At 54.4% G+C, this 16,101-nt stretch carries 16 protein-coding genes; 9 read left to right on the forward strand and 7 right to left on the reverse strand.

What is annotated here, in order from left to right; genetic code table 11:
• Nucleotides 1–5: 5 nt before the first annotated feature.
• A complete protein-coding gene (gene yoaA / locus AC3Y5R_RS00720) occupies nucleotides 6–1,910 on the reverse strand; it encodes a DNA repair helicase YoaA (protein ID WP_489919711.1) in 1,905 nt (634 codons plus the stop codon).
• 137 nt (nucleotides 1,911–2,047) lie between these two features.
• Between yoaA and AC3Y5R_RS00725 the strand changes: the two genes are divergently transcribed.
• Nucleotides 2,048–2,392 (forward strand): RidA family protein, encoded by a 345-nt coding sequence (locus tag AC3Y5R_RS00725; RefSeq protein ID WP_489919712.1) that lies wholly within the window; start codon nucleotides 2,048–2,050, stop codon nucleotides 2,390–2,392.
• A 13-nt stretch (nucleotides 2,393–2,405) separates the two neighbouring features.
• On the opposite strand, the gene AC3Y5R_RS00730 is transcribed toward AC3Y5R_RS00725, so the two are convergent.
• Nucleotides 2,406–3,425, reverse strand: a complete 1,020-nt coding sequence (locus tag AC3Y5R_RS00730; RefSeq protein WP_489919713.1) for a hypothetical protein — start codon at nucleotides 3,423–3,425, stop codon at nucleotides 2,406–2,408.
• A gap of 2 nt (nucleotides 3,426–3,427) precedes the next feature.
• Nucleotides 3,428–3,613, reverse strand: a complete 186-nt coding sequence (locus AC3Y5R_RS00735; protein WP_489919714.1) for a YoaH family protein — start codon at nucleotides 3,611–3,613, stop codon at nucleotides 3,428–3,430.
• A 111-nt stretch (nucleotides 3,614–3,724) separates the two neighbouring features.
• Between AC3Y5R_RS00735 and pabB the strand changes: the two genes are divergently transcribed.
• The 4 genes from pabB (at nucleotide 3,725) to AC3Y5R_RS00755 (ending at nucleotide 9,187) form a co-directional block, all read left to right on the forward strand.
• On the forward strand, nucleotides 3,725–5,092 hold the full coding sequence (pabB, locus tag AC3Y5R_RS00740) for an aminodeoxychorismate synthase component 1 (protein WP_489919715.1): 1,368 nt from the start codon (nucleotides 3,725–3,727) through the stop codon (nucleotides 5,090–5,092).
• The gene (locus tag AC3Y5R_RS00745; protein WP_489919716.1) at nucleotides 5,082–5,654 is read left to right on the forward strand and encodes a CoA pyrophosphatase; all 573 of its coding nucleotides are present in this window, start codon (nucleotides 5,082–5,084) and stop codon (nucleotides 5,652–5,654) included. Before pabB ends, AC3Y5R_RS00745 begins: the two co-directional genes overlap by 11 nt.
• 348 nt (nucleotides 5,655–6,002) lie before the next feature.
• Entirely contained in the window at nucleotides 6,003–7,367 is a 1,365-nt protein-coding gene (gene sdaA, locus AC3Y5R_RS00750) for an L-serine ammonia-lyase (protein WP_489919717.1), read from the forward strand.
• A 257-nt stretch (nucleotides 7,368–7,624) separates the two neighbouring features.
• Nucleotides 7,625–9,187 carry an EAL domain-containing protein gene (locus AC3Y5R_RS00755; protein ID WP_489919718.1) on the forward strand — a complete coding sequence of 521 codons (1,563 nt, stop codon included), beginning with the start codon at nucleotides 7,625–7,627 and terminating at the stop codon, nucleotides 9,185–9,187.
• A 105-nt stretch (nucleotides 9,188–9,292) separates the two neighbouring features.
• Here the strand turns inward: AC3Y5R_RS00755 and AC3Y5R_RS00760 are convergent, their stop codons facing one another.
• Entirely contained in the window at nucleotides 9,293–10,858 is a 1,566-nt protein-coding gene (locus tag AC3Y5R_RS00760) for a TerC family protein (RefSeq protein WP_489919719.1), read from the reverse strand.
• Nucleotides 10,859–11,391: 533 nt separating this feature from the next.
• Between AC3Y5R_RS00760 and manX the strand changes: the two genes are divergently transcribed.
• From manX to AC3Y5R_RS00780, 4 genes are all read left to right on the forward strand, one after another.
• Nucleotides 11,392–12,357, forward strand: coding sequence for a PTS mannose transporter subunit IIAB (manX, locus tag AC3Y5R_RS00765; RefSeq protein WP_489919720.1), 966 nt, complete (start codon nucleotides 11,392–11,394; stop codon nucleotides 12,355–12,357).
• Between the two features lie 68 nt (nucleotides 12,358–12,425).
• Nucleotides 12,426–13,226: a PTS mannose/fructose/sorbose transporter subunit IIC gene (locus AC3Y5R_RS00770; RefSeq protein ID WP_158784874.1), complete on the forward strand. Its 801-nt coding sequence runs from the start codon at nucleotides 12,426–12,428 to the stop codon at nucleotides 13,224–13,226.
• Nucleotides 13,227–13,242: 16 nt separating this feature from the next.
• Complete coding sequence (locus AC3Y5R_RS00775; RefSeq protein ID WP_158784873.1) at nucleotides 13,243–14,106, forward strand: PTS mannose transporter subunit IID; 864 nt, start codon at nucleotides 13,243–13,245, stop codon at nucleotides 14,104–14,106.
• A gap of 95 nt (nucleotides 14,107–14,201) precedes the next feature.
• On the forward strand, nucleotides 14,202–14,660 hold the full coding sequence (locus AC3Y5R_RS00780) for a DUF986 family protein (RefSeq protein ID WP_489919721.1): 459 nt from the start codon (nucleotides 14,202–14,204) through the stop codon (nucleotides 14,658–14,660).
• On the opposite strand, the gene rlmA is transcribed toward AC3Y5R_RS00780, so the two are convergent.
• From rlmA to AC3Y5R_RS00795, 3 genes are all read right to left on the reverse strand, one after another.
• The gene (gene rlmA / locus AC3Y5R_RS00785; RefSeq protein WP_489919722.1) at nucleotides 14,641–15,486 is read right to left on the reverse strand and encodes a 23S rRNA (guanine(745)-N(1))-methyltransferase; all 846 of its coding nucleotides are present in this window, start codon (nucleotides 15,484–15,486) and stop codon (nucleotides 14,641–14,643) included. The genes AC3Y5R_RS00780 and rlmA overlap by 20 nt on opposite strands.
• Before the next feature lie 168 nt (nucleotides 15,487–15,654).
• Entirely contained in the window at nucleotides 15,655–15,864 is a 210-nt protein-coding gene (gene cspE, locus AC3Y5R_RS00790) for a transcription antiterminator/RNA stability regulator CspE (RefSeq protein ID WP_001062678.1), read from the reverse strand.
• A gap of 61 nt (nucleotides 15,865–15,925) precedes the next feature.
• Complete coding sequence (locus AC3Y5R_RS00795) at nucleotides 15,926–16,018, reverse strand: DUF2627 domain-containing protein (protein ID WP_233268482.1); 93 nt, start codon at nucleotides 16,016–16,018, stop codon at nucleotides 15,926–15,928.
• Between the last annotated feature and the right edge of the window lie 83 nt (nucleotides 16,019–16,101).

Here is a 16,101-nt window from a genome sequence, read left to right on the forward strand (position 1 = left end):
GAAAATTACTGTTGCGGCTTGAGGAATTCAACCGCCTGCTGAATATCACGTGTGCGTGGCGTGGGGGGCAGACTGTTGAGGAAAACAGCGCCATAAGGACGCATCACCAGCCGGTTATCGCAAATCACCAGTACGCCGCGATCGTCGACATCACGGATCAGACGCCCGACGCCCTGTTTCAAAGTGATTACCGCATCCGGAAGCTGTACCTCATCAAAAGGATCGCCGCCACGCAGCTTGCAGTCATCCATTCTCGCTTTCAATAGCGGATCGTCCGGCGAGGTGAACGGCAGCTTGTCGATGATCACCAGCGACAACACGTCACCCCGTACGTCCACCCCTTCCCAGAAGCTACTGGTGGCTACCAGCAAGGCGTTGCCTGCGGCAATAAACTGCTTCAGCAGTTGGCCTTTACTGGTTTCTCCCTGCAGCAGAACAGGTAATGTCAGCATAGCGCGAAACTGCTCAGCCAGATCGCGCATCATCTGGTGCGAGGTACAGAGAAAGAAGCAGCGGCCGTTGTTGGCCTCGATCAGCGGCAGCAGCATCTGAGCCATCTGTCGTGCGCTGCCCGGTTGGTTAGGCGACGGCAAATTACGCGGCACGCAGAGCAACGCCTGGCTGGCGAAATCAAACGGGCTGTCGAGGATCATTGTCCTGGCCTTACTGACGCCGAGGCGGTCGACAAAATGCGTCATCTGCTCATTCACCGCCAGCGTTGCCGAGGTGAAAATCCAGCTGGCAGGCCGTTCATTCATCACTTCACGGAAGCGTTCAGAGACCGATAACGGCGTCAGGGCCAGCATGAAGTGGCGGGAATTGCACTCATACCAGTAGCTGAAACCAGGCTGGGTGACATCCTTCAGGCGCTTCAGCCTGCCGCGATAGAGCGCAGCCCTGTCAAAGGCAGCATCAAGCAATGCGGAGCGACCGAGTGCCATTTTCGCCACGTCGTAACACAATTCAAGTGCGTCATCGAGCAGCAGCAGCGAACGCTGAATAGAGGGATTGTTCAGCAGATCCCGCAAGTTACCGCGAAAACCAGGATCCCCCAGTGCCAGACGGAAATCCTGCGCGCTCTGCGCCAGCCGATCAGCAGACTTTTGCAGCTGCTGCATATCCCGGATTTCGGTGCGGTAGGCAATGGTAATGTCTTTGGCGAGGTCGATCAGCTGCTTGCTGGAGAGCTGTTGCCCGAAATACTGGCTGGCGATATCCGGGACCTGATGGGCTTCATCGAAGATCATCACGTCGGCCTCGGGGATCAGCTCGGCAAAACCGCTCTCCTTCACCACCATGTCTGCCAGGAACAGATGGTGGTTGACCACCACCACATCAGCGTCCATCGCTTTGCGACGGGCTTTCACTACAAAGCAGTCCTGATACTGCGGACAGTCGCTGCCCAGGCAGTTATCGTTGGTACTGGTGACCAGTGGCCAGACCGTACTGTCTTCCGCCACGCCTCCACAGGTGCTGATATCGCCATCCACGGTCTCGATCGACCAGCCACGCAGATGCACCAGATCGCTCATCGCCTGAGCGACCAGCTCGCCACCGGCCATCGACTGTTGCTCAAGCCGCTCCAGACACAGGTAGTTGGAGCGCCCCTTCAGCAGCGCCATTGAACCTTTGAATTTTAGCGCGCGGGCAACAGTCGGCAAATCGCGGCTGTAAAGCTGATCCTGCAGAGCTTTAGAACCGGTGGAGACGATCACTTTTTTGCCAGAACGCAACGCCGGTGCCAGATACGCAAAGGTTTTACCCGTGCCTGTTCCGGCTTCCACCACCAGCTCATGCCGCTCTTCAATTGCCCTGCTGACCGCCTCTGCCATCTGCCGCTGGGGTTCACGCGGTCTGAAACCGGGAATAGCCTGCGCCAGCGCACCATCTGCTGCAAAATCGTCTGCCACACTTCCTCACTGCCGGAATAAAAACACTGTTTATTATGTCAGTATCCACGCCCTCACTCCACCCTTAAGGTGACAGCCGGGGAGAATTTATGGCAGGCTAGCGGCAAATTTACAGCGATCTGCAAGAGGGAAAACTGATGAGCATTGAACGTCTCGATCCGGAACACCGCATGTCTGAAGCGGTTATTCATAACGACACGGTTTACTACACCAGCGTACCGGAAAATCTGGATGAGGGTGCTGAGGCGCAAACGGCTAACGCGCTGGCGGTGATCGACCGTATTCTGACCCGTGTAGGTTCGGACAAAAGCCGTATTCTGGATGCCACCATCTTTCTGGTGGACAAGGAAGATTTCCCGGCGATGAACCGTGCGTGGGATGCCTGGGTTTCACCGGGTAATGCGCCAGTACGTTGTACCGTGCAGGCCGGGTTGATGAACCCAAGATATCTGGTCGAAATCAAGATCGTCGCCGCTAAGTAATCACCATGGTGCTTCAGCGTGACGACGCGAAAAGCACCTGTCTGCCGGCTGGTGAAGGGAATACGCAGCCGACATCATGCCGACAGCCGTCCACCACTGTCAGCTGATGCGGCCTGACCGGCTCGAGGACATCACGATCGTATTGCGCGTAGTTCACCCCCCGATCCAGCCGGTAATTTCCCTGGCTGTTTGCCGCGCATGATTTATCCAGAATGCGGTAATACACTCCCCGTCCTTTGCCCCTATCATTACCCCCTTCCAGATAGCTGATATCTGCTGAGCGATAGCGTTCCCGCGCACCGGCTATTGCACTCTTTAGCCATTCAGGGACATTTTCCAGGCCATACTTCCAGTCATTCGCCGTCTTGCAGTCCGCCATTACCGGGCGCTTATCAAAATAGAGCCAGCTTCCCGGATCGGCAATCACATAACGCATCCGGACCCCTTCCGGGGGCTTAGCGAAGGCAACATAATGCTGCACAAACTGCCCGCCAGCTGAAAAGCCTGCCAGCGTGACCTGCCGCAGTGAAGGCCAGCGATGCCTGAGATGGGCCACCAGTTGATCGAGAGCATCGAAAGCATTCAATTTGCCGCTGATGTCCAGGCCGCCATCGAGCCATGAGTGGCAGTTCCAGAGGGCGTCATCAGGCAATGCTGCTGGCAGACCGGGCGAATGACAATGCACAGACTGAGCGGCAGAAACCTGAAATAACGGGGCAATAATGGGAATGTTGCTGGCTGCGGGATTACCGCTGGCAGCCTGTAAAGCAGCGCTGAGGGTGTTGCCGACATCACGCGGATGGCCATGCATCACAATCAACACCGAGGTGGTATTTTTGTCAGCATCCTCACCGGAGATAAAGTAATGGAGGTTGCCAGCGGAGTTACTGGTGGCGAAGGCCTCTTCTTTAAAACCTGAAGGAATGCCTGCGGCCTGAGTCATAGCAATCGGGCCGCAGCAAAACAGCAGAACGCAATAAAGGCGCATCAGGAGAGGGGTCGTCTTCTTCTGCCAGCCCGCCTTATGTTTCACGATTACTCCGCGTCGTCTTCATCTTCAAAACGGGCAGCAATCATGCCTCCGGTGTGCGTTTCGCGGATTTCCGCCGCCACCAGCTGGATAGCCTGCCCGCTACTCATGCCTTCGGCCATCAGCTCCTGAATGCGTTCCACCGCCTGTTGCTGCTGCTCGTGGGAAAGCGCCGGTAAACCAGTAATCATATGTACTCCTGTCAGGTAGCGCGGATGATTCCGCGCGGAACAAACAGATGCCAGCAGCAGAAAAATATGCCAGGCTTGCGGCCTGTTAATGTCTCGATCTGCTTAAAATCTATGTCAGCTGTTTATTATCCCCTGAAGTATACCCCGGAAGCACTCGGGGATCTGTTTGCTTGTGTGTCTGACCAGCCCTGGTCGATGCTGCTGCATTCCGGTTTTGCCGAACACAGCGATAATCGCTGCGATATCATGGTGGCCGAACCGCTAAAAACCCTGACTACCGTGGGTGAACTCACCCGCGTGCAGAGTGCCGGAAGCCTGATTGAAAGTCACGAAGACCCCCTGACTCTGCTGCAGAATGCTCTGCAGGAATGTGGGCTTGAGGCAGATGAGCGCAGCGACTCTCCCTTCCAGGGGGGCGCAGTGGGGCTGTTCGGCTATGATTTGGGCCGCCGGTTCGAAAAACTGCCGCAGCAGGCTGAACAGGATCTTCATACACCGGATATGGCTGTGGGAATTTATGACTGGGCATTGGTAGCCGATCATCACCTTAAAACGCTGACGCTGATTGACCATGGCAAAGCACAGCTCCGGCTGAACTGGCTGCACTCCCTGCAACCACGTCAGCAGGCTACTCCCTTCCGGCTGACCAGCCCGTGGTTGTCGAATATGACCCGCGAGCAGTATGGGGAGAAATTCCGCCGTGTGCAGGAGCTGCTGCGGAGCGGAGACTGCTATCAGATCAATCTTGCCCAGCGCTTTCAGGCAGGCTACCAGGGGGATGAGTGGCAGGCTTTCAACCTGCTGAATCAGCAGAACCGGGCGCCTTTCAGCGCCTTTCTCCGGTTACCGGGTAGCGCTGTTCTGAGCCTGTCACCGGAGCGCTTCCTGAAAATTGAGGCAGGAACAGCGGAAACCCGGCCAATTAAAGGCACACTTCCCCGCCTCAGCGACCCGCAGGCTGACCGGGAGCAGGCTGATAAGCTGGCGAATTCCCCTAAGGATCGGGCAGAGAACGTGATGATCGTCGATCTGCTGCGCAACGATATTGGCCGTGTTGCCCTGCCTGGCAGCGTACAGGTGCCGGAACTGTTTGTGGTGGAACAGTTCCCCGCAGTGCATCACCTTGTCAGCACGATAACTGCCAGGCTGAAGCCGGAACTGACCGCCTGCGATCTGCTGCGTGCCTGTTTTCCCGGTGGCTCGATTACCGGTGCGCCCAAAGTCCGCGCGATGGAAATCATCGATGAGCTGGAACCCCATCGCCGCAATGCCTGGTGTGGCAGCATCGGCTATCTCAGCGTCTGTGGCCGGATGGATACCAGTATCACTATCCGCACGCTGACCGCCGAAGCAGGCCAGCTCTATTGTACCGCCGGAGGCGGAGTAGTGGCCGACAGCGTCGAACAGGCCGAATATCAGGAAACCTACGACAAACTGAATCGCATTCTTCCCTGCCTGGAACAGCGCGATGGCGGATAATTATCTGACGCTGGATCAGTTTATGAGCCGGTTTGTGCTCCAGCTCCCGGAAGTTCAGACGGCGATAATGCCAGCCCGCCGGGCAGCCGTGCTGGTGCCCATTATCGATCGTCCCCGCCCCACGCTGCTGCTGACACGGCGCGCCGCCACGTTGAGAAAACACGCAGGACAGGTCGCGTTTCCCGGCGGCATGATGGATCCTGAAGATAACTCGCTGATCGCTACCGCCCTGCGCGAAGCAGAAGAAGAAGTGGCGATCCCACCAGCCAGCGTGCGCGTTGTCGGTGTGCTGCCAGTGGTTACCAGCAGTACCGGCTTTCAGGTGACGCCCGTTGTCGGCATCCTGCCGGATACCCTCAGCTGGCACGCCAGTGAAGTTGAAGTGGAGTCTGTCTTTGAAATGCCACTGCAGGAGGCGCTGAGGCTGAGCCGCTACTCTTCTCTTGATATCCAGCGCAACGGAATCGGCCACCGCGTCTGGCTCTCCTGGTTTGAGGACTATTTTATCTGGGGCATGACCGCAGGAATTATCCGCCAGCTCAGCTTGCAGGTGGCAAAATAGACAACTCCTGCACAAATTAACGACGCATTGCCTGCCTGACATCTCATTTTCGCTATTAACCACCATAAAGTGGCGCTTTATGCCAACTGAAACACTTCACAAATGCTGCGAATCCTTTATATTGCAGCGCAAATTATCAGGATACCCGGCGCTCATGGAAGCCTGCGCGCTTTGCCTTAGTTCAGATAAGGCACACTTCAGCACAAAACAGCCTGACAGGCCGCCTGCTGCCATAACTTTATTGTCTGAACCTGATTAGTTTATTTCATGCGATCATCTGCCTCAGGATGATTACTATTAGTACATCAGTTTCCGGGTGGTTCCAGTAGCCCCGTTAAGGAGCAAAGTGTGATTAGCGTTTTCGACATGTTCAAGATCGGCATTGGCCCTTCCAGCTCGCATACGGTGGGTCCAATGAAAGCCGGCAAACAGTTTGTCGACGATTTGGTAAGTCAGGGCATCCTGGAGAGCGTCACGCGCATTGCTGTGGATGTTTACGGTTCGCTGTCGCTGACCGGAAAAGGCCACCATACCGATATTGCGATTATCATGGGCCTTTCCGGCGCATCTCCTGAGTCCGTGGATATTGATGGTATTCCGGGCTTTATCCGTGATGTGGAAGAGCGTCAGCGCCTGCTGCTGGCCGACGGGCGCCATGAGGTGGACTTCCCACGCGAAGGTGGAATGGTCTTCCGCAGCGATAACCTTTCCCTGCATGAAAACGGCATGCGCATTACTGCTTTTGCTGGTGAAAAACCAGTCTGGAGCAAAACCTATTATTCCATCGGCGGCGGCTTTATCGTTGATGAAGAGCATTTCGGTCAGTCGACGCTGGAAGAAGTATCGGTGCCCTATCCGTTCAACTCTGCCAAAGAGATGCTGGCCCACTGTCACGAAACCGGTTTGTCACTCTCCGGCATGGTGATGAAGAACGAGCTGGCGCTGCACAGCAAGGCGGAAATTGAGCGCTATTTTGCCGACGTATGGCAGAGCATGCGTGACTGCATCGATCGCGGTCTGAACACTGAAGGCGTGCTGCCTGGTCCGCTTCGCGTGCCGCGCCGTGCCTCTGCCCTGCGCCGCCTGCTGGTCTCTTCGGACAAACTCTCCAGCGATCCGATGAACGTGATTGACTGGGTTAATATGTTTGCGCTGGCAGTTAACGAAGAGAATGCTGCCGGTGGTCGCGTGGTGACCGCTCCAACCAACGGAGCCTGCGGGATTGTTCCGGCGGTGCTGGCTTATTACGATCATTTTATCCAGTCGGTCAGCCCGGACATCTTTATTCGCTATTTCCTCGCGGCGGGCGCAGTAGGCATCCTGTATAAAATGAATGCTTCAATCTCCGGCGCAGAAGTGGGTTGCCAGGGGGAAGTGGGCGTGGCCTGCTCCATGGCGGCGGCCGGTCTTGCCGAGCTGCTGGGAGCCAGCCCGGAGCAGGTTTGCGTGGCTGCGGAGATTGGTATGGAGCACAACCTCGGTCTGACCTGCGACCCGGTTGCTGGTCAGGTTCAGGTGCCCTGCATCGAACGCAACGCCATTGCTTCCGTTAAAGCGATCAACTCGGCAAGGATGGCAATGCGCCGGACCAGCGAAGCGCGCGTGTCGCTGGATAAAGTCATCGAGACCATGTATGAGACCGGGAAGGATATGAATGCCAAGTACCGGGAGACCTCCCGCGGCGGCCTGGCAATCAAGGTGCAGTGCGACTGATTTTCTGAAACAGACATCATAACGGTGAACGCCACCCTTTTCGGGTGGTATTTTCTGTAATTCATTAAAAAATAATTACTCCGCCAGCTATCACCTGATTCCAGAAAACGCTAGAGTGTTTCTGGCCAGGCGGTGCGATAAGTCACTGTTTTAATTATTCCGTATTTCTTTCATACAAGACTAAACTTACTGCTTATTTTGCCGATAATGTGTGTTCGGTCTCTGTTTTCGTGTTTCGAATAAAGGGTGGTTAACTGATGCAAATGTCCCAGGAAGTTTTAGGACAGTTCCGCCGCAAGCGATTACTTATCGCTGTGGTCGTTGCAGCATTGGTTCTTATCCTCATCTTAGCATTCCGTTTCTTTGAAGAAAAAAGCCGTATCGAGCAACAATCCCGCTCTTTTGCAGACAACGCTATCCAGCGTTTTGACCGCCTGTTTTCGCCGCTGGACGTGGCAGCCAACAACACGCTCGGTCTGGTGGGGTTGCCCTGCGAAGAGGTGCGCTTCCCGCTGATTGAAAAGCTGGCTTCACTGCAGACCGTGCGCTCCATTATCCTGGTCGATAAAGACATCATGTACTGCTCCAGTATTTTCGGCCGCAAGACTCTCAGCTTCAGCAACGCCTATCCGGAACTGGCGGTTAATAATCAGCGCATGATGCTCAGCACCGACCAGCATCTGCTGAAAGGTTCGCCGATCCTGCTACTGTGGACGCCGCACGACAATAATAACCGCGCAGGTATCCTGCAGGTGATCAACATCGAGATGATGAGCAACTACCTGCTGGAGCCTACTCTGCCCTGGGTCGAACGTGCCATTTTCAACGTGGGCGGTAAGAGCCTGGAATATGGCAATCCGATGATCGAAGAAGCTGTCCCTTCTGAAGATGAAGTCAGCTATCAGGAATCCTCACTGCGATATCCGTTCAGTATTACCTTATTTGGCCCGGCGCCGACGCGACTGGCTCTGATGACCGTCCCTTCGCAGTTGCCGCTGGCTTTGCTACTGAGCCTGCTGATGGGCTATATTGTCTGGCTGGCTACAGCGAACCGGATGAGCCTGTCGTGGCAAATAAGCTACGGCATTACCGCCCGAGAATTTATGGTTTACTGTCAACCGCTGATTAACTCACGCAGCGGCGACTGCGACGGCATAGAGCTGCTATTGCGCTGGCACAACCCGCGTCAGGGCTGGATACCTCCGGATGTGTTTATTCCACTGGCTGAACGGCATAATCTGATCGCCCCATTGACCCGTTTTGTACTCAGCGAGGTGGTTCGCCAGCTGCCGGTGCTGCCAACCTGCCCGACTTTCCATATTGCGATTAACGTCGCTTCCAGCCATTTCCACGATCGTGAAATTATCGACGATTTACAGAAGTTCTGGTGGCCAGCCAACCCGGTGCCACAGCTGATTGTCGAACTGACCGAGCGTGATTCCCTGCCGGAAGTGGATCAACGAGTGGTGTCGCATCTGCATAAAATTGGCGTCAAGCTGGCTATTGACGACTTCGGCACCGGTCACAGTTCGCTTTCCTATCTGAAGACGCTGAGCCCTGACGTGCTGAAAATCGATAAGGTCTTCACCGCTGCAATCGGCACAGACGCGATCAACGCCACGGTCACGGATATGGTGATTTCGCTGGCCCAGCGCCTGAATATCAGCCTGGTGGCTGAAGGCGTGGAAACGGCAGAACAGGCAGAGTATCTGCGTGAAAAAGGAGTGGATACGTTGCAGGGTTATTTCTACGCGCGTCCAATGCCACTGGGCGACTTCCCTGAGTGGCTCAGAGAGCATAAAACCACCCTGATTGCCTGAATAAAAAAAGGGGGCGAATAAATTCGCCCCCTTCCTTCGCTATCTTCTCACTTATTTGCTGCGAGCCTGATCAAACCGGGACGAAAAGCGCCGTCCCGTTAGATATTATTCTTCCTGATCTTCGTCGTGAGGGTCTCGCTCACGAGTCACCCGTACCAGATCGACACGGTAGTCCGTGGCCTCAATGATGTGGAAACGCAGCGGGGGTAGCTCAATCATCTCACCAGCCTGTGGCAACTGCCCTTTCTGCGCAATCAGCAGACCGGCAAGCGTTGCATGATCGTCATCACGATTCACCAGTACCTGAGTATCCAGCAATTGCTGCAGCGAATGTAAATCCGTCCCGCCTTTGACCAGCCAGCCGTCACCGTCAGCAATGATGTCTGGCGTTTCATCTTCGTCCGGGAACTCACCGGCAATCGCCTCCAGCACGTCCAGCGGCGTAATCAACCCCTGCACCACACCAAACTCGCTGGTCACCACCACAAAACTGCCTTTCGCCCGACGCAACACGCCCAGCAGGTTAATCGGATCCAGCGTTTCCGGCACGATGATTGGCGGCGTTGCCGCAGCAAACGACACCACATCCATGCCATGATCCAGCGCCACAAGCAGCTCTTTAGCCCGTACCACGCCGATGATTTCATCCAGCTCGCCCCGGCAAACCGGAAACAGGCTGTGCGGCGTATCAAGCAGCTGCATACGAATTTCATCCGGCGGACGGGTGGCATCCACCCAGGAGATATCGCCGCGCGGCGTCATGATGCTGCGCACTGAACGGGAAGCCAGGGTGAGTACGCCATTAATCATGTAACGTTCTTCATCCTTAAAGGCTTCCTTCGGCAGGTTCTCCGCCACTTCTGCACCTTCTGCATTGTTCGCTTCCTGGCTGCGACGGCCCCCCATCATTCGCAGGATGGCCTCCGCGGTTCTCTCACGCATCGGCTTGCGGGCCTGATTACGCATAAAGTTTATGCGCGCAATCTGGTTGAACAGCTCGATCAGAATGGAGAAACCAATCGCCGCGTAGAGGTAGCCTTTCGGGATATGGAAACCGAAACCTTCGGCCACCAGGCTCAGACCGATCATCAGCAGGAAGCTCAGGCACAGCACCACCACCGTCGGATGCGCATTGACGAAGTTGGTCAACGGCTTTGAGGCCAGAAGCATCACACCCATCGCAATCACCACGGCGGTCATCATGATCGCCAGGTTGTTTACCATACCCACAGCGGTAATCACCGCATCCAGTGAGAACACGGCATCCAGCACCACGATTTGGATCACCACGGCCCAGAAGCTGGCGTAGCCTTTATTGCCCCCTTCTCCATGGTCGCGGTTCTCCAGCCGTTCATGCAGCTCCATGGTGGCTTTGAACAGCAGGAACAGTCCACCAATCAGCAGGATTAGATCGCGGCCGGAAAAACTGAACTCCCCCACGCTGAACAACGGGCGCGTCAGAGTCACCATCCAGGAGATCAGTGACAGCAGACCCAGGCGCATTATCAGCGCCAGTGACAAACCAATCAGGCGCGCTTTATCACGCTGCTTTGGCGGCAGCTTGTCGGCAAGAATGGCGATAAAAACCAGGTTATCAATACCCAGCACGATCTCAAGAACGACCAGCGTCAGCAGACCTGCCCAGATTGAGGGGTCTAAAAGAAATTCCATTACAGACTCCGGAAAAAGGAACGGGAAAACGCAGCCGGCGAACACAGGATCGCACAGCGTGAGGAAACACAGAGGGAATGAACATTGTCGTCAGATGACGGGGTGAAACTGGCCGGATGACCCGGTGGCATGATTAAGCGACTTCGGTGACAGTCCATGGGGAGGGCTGAGGCCCGTTACTCCTGTAAAAAATAAGGATCCCTACTGTAAACAGCTGCATCGGCGGCGTCAAAAATATTTTCTTACATTTACACATTTTCAGGTCATTTCGTGCTGCTCTTTTAAGCAAAGGCGTCAGAAGATGATATCGGCGTCTAAATAGCTGAGCACCGTCACATAATTTATTTTTTCGCGGACTAAAATAAATCCCGTCTCAGATTTGGGTTTGTGGCGTTAAGCAGTGACAAAGAACGTTAACAAAGCTCAAAATATAAACACCCTTTAATTCATGCTATTTGCTCTGGCATCTGGCTGAATACTCGCGCGGCTCGCCAGTACTTCGGGTCGCAGATTATTGTATAAGGAGGTAGCAAGTGACTATTGCTATTATCATCGGCACGCATGGCTGGGCTGCAGAGCAGCTGCTGAAAACAGCAGAAATGCTCCTTGGGGAACAGCAAAACGTGGGGTGGATTGATTTCGTACCCGGCGAAAATGCGGAAACCCTGATTGAGAAATATCAGGCACGAATGGCCGATTTAGACACCAGCCAGGGCGTACTTTTTCTGGTCGATACCTGGGGTGGCAGCCCGTTCAATGCAGCCAGCCGTATCGTGGTTGATAAAGAAAACCATGAGGTTATCGCCGGGGTAAATATCCCGATGCTGGTGGAAACCTTAATGGCACGCGATGACGACCCCACCTTTGATGAACTGGTCGCTATGGCGGTAGAAACAGGCCGCGAAGGGGTGAAGGCCCTGAAAGCGAAAGAGCCGGCACCTGCCCCGGTCGCTGCTGCCCCGGCCAAAGCGTCTCCCGCAGCACAGAAACCCATGGGTCCAAACGATTACATGAAGATCGGCCTGGCTCGTATTGATGACCGCTTAATCCATGGTCAGGTTGCGACCCGCTGGACCAAAGAAACCAACGTCACCCGCATTATTGTGGTCAGTGATGAGGTGGCTGCGGACCAGGTCCGTAAAACCCTGCTGACTCAGGTTGCCCCTCCTGGCGTCACCGCTCACGTGGTGGACATCGCCAAAATGATCCGCGTCTGGAATAACCCGAAATACGCTAACGACCGCGTCATGTTGCTGTTCACCAACCCTACCGATGTGGAACGTCTGGTGGAAAACGGCGTGAAAATTACCAGCGTCAATATTGGCGGTATGGCATTCCGTCAGGGCAAAACGCAGGTAAATAACGCCGTGTCGGTGGATGAAAAAGATATTGTCGCCTTCAAGAAACTGAACGAGCGCGGTATTGAACTGGAGGTGCGTAAGGTCTCCAGCGATCAGCGTCTTAAAATGATGGACCTGATTGGCAAAATGGCCCATTAAGCCGGCCATAATTTATTGCCTGACGAGTCAGGTTTAACTCAGTTCACGAATGTCAGAGGAGAAGTACAATGGAGATTACCACTCTTCAAATTGTGCTGATATTTATCGTTGCCTGTATTGCAGGTATGGGTTCCATTCTCGATGAGTTTCAGTTCCACCGCCCACTGGTGGCCTGTACCTTAATCGGCATGATTTTAGGGGATATGAAAACCGGTATTATTATCGGTGGTACGCTGGAAATGATCGCGCTGGGCTGGATGAACATCGGTGCAGCGGTTGCCCCTGATGCTGCCCTCGCCTCGATTATTTCGACTATCCTGGTCATCGCCGGGGGTCAGAGCGTGGGTGCCGGTATCGCACTGGCCATTCCGCTGGCTGCGGCTGGTCAGGTACTGACCATTATCGTGCGTACTATCACCGTGGCCTTCCAGCACGCAGCAGATAAGGCGGCCGAAAAAGGCAACCTGTCCGCTATATCCTGGATCCACGTATCAGCCCTGGTTCTGCAGGCAATGCGTATCGCCATTCCGGCAATCATCGTTGCCGTTTCCGTGGGTACCAGCGTTGTTCAGGGTATGCTCGAATCTATCCCTGAGGTGGTCACCAATGGCCTGAACATTGCCGGTGGCATGATTGTGGTTGTCGGTTATGCGATGGTCATCAACATGATGCGCGCAGGTTACCTGATGCCTTTCTTCTACCTCGGTTTCGTTACCGCGGCCTTCACCAGCTTTAACCTGGTTGCGCTGGGCGTGATTGGTGTGGTGATGGCGATTCTGTATATCCAGCTGGCACCGAAATACAACCGCGTGGCGGGTGCACAGGGTTCCGGCCCGGTAGCCAACGACCTTGATAACGAATTAGATTAAGAAAGGGTGAAAACAAATGGTTGATACCACAACAACTACTGCGCCAGCTGGCACGCAGAAGAAACTGACCCCGGGGGATGTGCGTGGCGTGTTCCTTCGTTCTAACCTGTTCCAGGGGTCATGGAACTTTGAACGTATGCAGGCGCTGGGCTTCTGCTACTCCATGGTTCCGGTGATCCGTCGCCTCTACCCTGAAAACAATGATGACCGTAAGCAGGCAATCAAACGCCATCTGGAGTTTTTTAACACCCACCCTTACGTTGCGGCTCCGGTGCTTGGGGTGACCATGGCGATGGAAGAGCAGCGTGCTAACGGCGCACCGATTGACGATGCGGCAATCAACGGCATCAAAGTGGGTCTGATGGGTCCGCTGGCTGGCGTGGGCGACCCTATTTTCTGGGGCACCGTTCGTCCGGTGTTCGCCGCGCTGGGAGCCGGTATCGCGATGAGCGGTAGTCTGCTGGGTCCTCTGCTGTTCTTTGTTCTGTTTAACCTGGTTCGTATGCTGGTTCGATATTACGGTGTGGCTTACGGCTACCGTAAAGGCGTGGATATTGTCGGCGATATGGGCGGTGGCTTCCTGCAGAAACTGACCGAGGGGGCGTCGATTCTGGGCCTGTTTGTGATGGGGGCATTGGTTAACAAATGGACCCACGTTAACGTGCCGCTGGTTGTATCACGCATTACCGACCAGACGGGTAAAACCACCGTCACCACCGTGCAGTCAATTCTTGACCAACTGATGCCGGGGCTGATCCCGCTGCTGCTGACCTTTGGCTGTATGTGGCTGCTGCGACGTAAAGTCAACGCGCTGTGGATTATTATGGGCTTCTTCGTGATCGGTATCTTTGGATACTGGATCGGCCTGCTCGGCGTTTAACCGTGAATACCGGGGGAAACCCCGGTATTTATTCAGAGGTCAGCCGGAATCGCTTTGACTAAAACGATCCCGGCTGTTCTTTCAGAGGAAAAAAGATGTCACTGACTGATTACGTCATCGTGCTGTTTATCACGTTGTTTCTGCTTTACGCGATTTACGATGAACTGATTATGGACCGTCTGCATGGCAAAGCCGGTCTGAAGGTGTTGCTGAAACGAAGAAACAAGCTGGACAGCCTGATCTTCGTTGGCCTGATCGCCATTCTGCTGTATCAAAACCTGAATAATCACGGCCCGCAGATCACCACCACACTGCTGCTGGCTCTGGCTTTTGTTTCGCTTTATCTGTTCTGGATCCGGCTGCCAAAATTGCGTTTAAAGGCCGATGGCTTCTATTACGCCAATATCTTTATCGCCTGGAGCCGGATTAAAAGTATGAACCTGTCAGAAGACGGTATTCTGGTTATTGAGCTGGAAAATCGCCGCCTGCTGATCCATGTTCGCAAGCTGGACGATCTTGAAAGTATTTATCAGTTTATGGTTGAACAGCAGTAAGTTCTGCAACTACCCTGCGCTGCCATAAACGCAGGGTAAAGTCGGTTTCACAGGTAAACTCGCTGGTGGTTGCCAGCACTCCCCACACTTCCGGACGTGCACGCCACGCAAACGGCGTCATCTGCAGCAGTGCGGCAGACTCTTCGCTGTTCAGCCGCAGCGGATAATTCAGTGAATGCTGTTCCACCAGCTCAAAACCGTCCATCTGCTCCGGCGTTTCATCGTGCAGTTTCACTTCCTGATAGATAAGCTCTTTAAATTGGATCAGATGGCGTGGACCTGGCGTGACGGTCAGCACATAGCCATTATCCTTCACCACACGTGCCAGTTCTTCAGCCTTACAGGGTGCATAAATTCGCAGCACTGCATCAAACTGAGCGGCTGCAAAGGGCAGACGGTGGCTGGAAGCCACACAGAACTCAACGTTGTGATAGCGCTTAGCACCAGAACGCACCGCGACTTTTGACACATCCAGCCCGTAAATCAAAGCCTCACCCCGCGCCTGCAGGCTGTTAGCCACTTCGTGGGTGTAATACCCTTCCCCGCAGCCAATATCCAGCAGGCTGACCGGCGACTGCGGCAGTACACGCTCAAACAACTCACAAACTTTCTGCTGCAGAGGCTGATAGTGTCCGGTATCGAGAAACTCGCGTCGTGCCTGCATCATATCTGCGCTGTCGCCTGGCTGGCGGGATCTCTTATGCTGTACCGGCAACAGATTAACGTAGCCCTCTTTTGCCCGATCAAACTGGTGCCGGTTTTCACAGCGCCAGACGGACGCTTCAGGCAGCAGGGGCTGATGGCAAAGGGGACACAGGTACGACATAACACTTCTCCGGCAACATTGACGGCGGCAGTTTACCGGAAAGCGACCGGCAACGGCACCCTTTCCTGCAGCCAACGAAAAAGCCCTGCCATTTCTGGCAGGGCTTTGACATTCAGATTCTTGCCTGAATTACACGACGCGCGGGCAATAGCAGGCTCAGATCGAAAATTAGATAGCGGTGACGTTCACAGCAGCAGGGCCTTTCTGGCCATCCTGAATTTCGAACTCAACGTTCTGGCCTTCAGCCAGAGTTTTAAAGCCATTACCCTGGATGGCAGAGAAGTGTACGAACACATCTTTGCTACCGTCAGCTGGGGTGATGAAACCAAAACCTTTAGACTCGTTGAACCACTTAACCTGACCTTTAATCTTTGCCATTTTGCAAATTCCTTAGAGTGTTTATTCGCCCGAGGGCTTACGTACAGAAAAACCAGAGACACTACTGCATGAGGCACGAATTAAGGCTCGGCAAGGAAGCGGTATTCAACTTAACGTCTTTACTCAGAACTTCTTTACTGAAGATGCCATACATAAACAGAACTGTACCTCGTTTAACCCAGAAAGCGTTATCACATATTCGTTTATTAATGGCAAGTCATTTTTAAACAGTGATAG

The organism is Erwinia sp. 009765445 (genome assembly GCF_058137865.1).

Coding starts and splice junctions, on each gene's coding strand:
- AC3Y5R_RS00795 (WP_233268482.1), bottom strand. CDS start 16,018: ATGTATGGCATCTTCAGTAAAGAAGTTCTGAGTAAAGACGTTAAGTTG.
- rlmA (WP_489919722.1), bottom strand. CDS start 15,486: ATGTCGTACCTGTGTCCCCTTTGCCATCAGCCCCTGCTGCCTGAAGCG.
- AC3Y5R_RS00745 (WP_489919716.1), top strand. CDS start 5,082: ATGGCGGATAATTATCTGACGCTGGATCAGTTTATGAGCCGGTTTGTG.
- AC3Y5R_RS00770 (WP_158784874.1), top strand. CDS start 12,426: ATGGAGATTACCACTCTTCAAATTGTGCTGATATTTATCGTTGCCTGT.
- AC3Y5R_RS00735 (WP_489919714.1), bottom strand. CDS start 3,613: ATGATTACTGGTTTACCGGCGCTTTCCCACGAGCAGCAGCAACAGGCG.
- cspE (WP_001062678.1), bottom strand. CDS start 15,864: ATGGCAAAGATTAAAGGTCAGGTTAAGTGGTTCAACGAGTCTAAAGGT.
- AC3Y5R_RS00755 (WP_489919718.1), top strand. CDS start 7,625: ATGCAAATGTCCCAGGAAGTTTTAGGACAGTTCCGCCGCAAGCGATTA.
- AC3Y5R_RS00780 (WP_489919721.1), top strand. CDS start 14,202: ATGTCACTGACTGATTACGTCATCGTGCTGTTTATCACGTTGTTTCTG.
- pabB (WP_489919715.1), top strand. CDS start 3,725: ATGTCAGCTGTTTATTATCCCCTGAAGTATACCCCGGAAGCACTCGGG.
- AC3Y5R_RS00725 (WP_489919712.1), top strand. CDS start 2,048: ATGAGCATTGAACGTCTCGATCCGGAACACCGCATGTCTGAAGCGGTT.
- AC3Y5R_RS00775 (WP_158784873.1), top strand. CDS start 13,243: ATGGTTGATACCACAACAACTACTGCGCCAGCTGGCACGCAGAAGAAA.
- AC3Y5R_RS00760 (WP_489919719.1), bottom strand. CDS start 10,858: ATGGAATTTCTTTTAGACCCCTCAATCTGGGCAGGTCTGCTGACGCTG.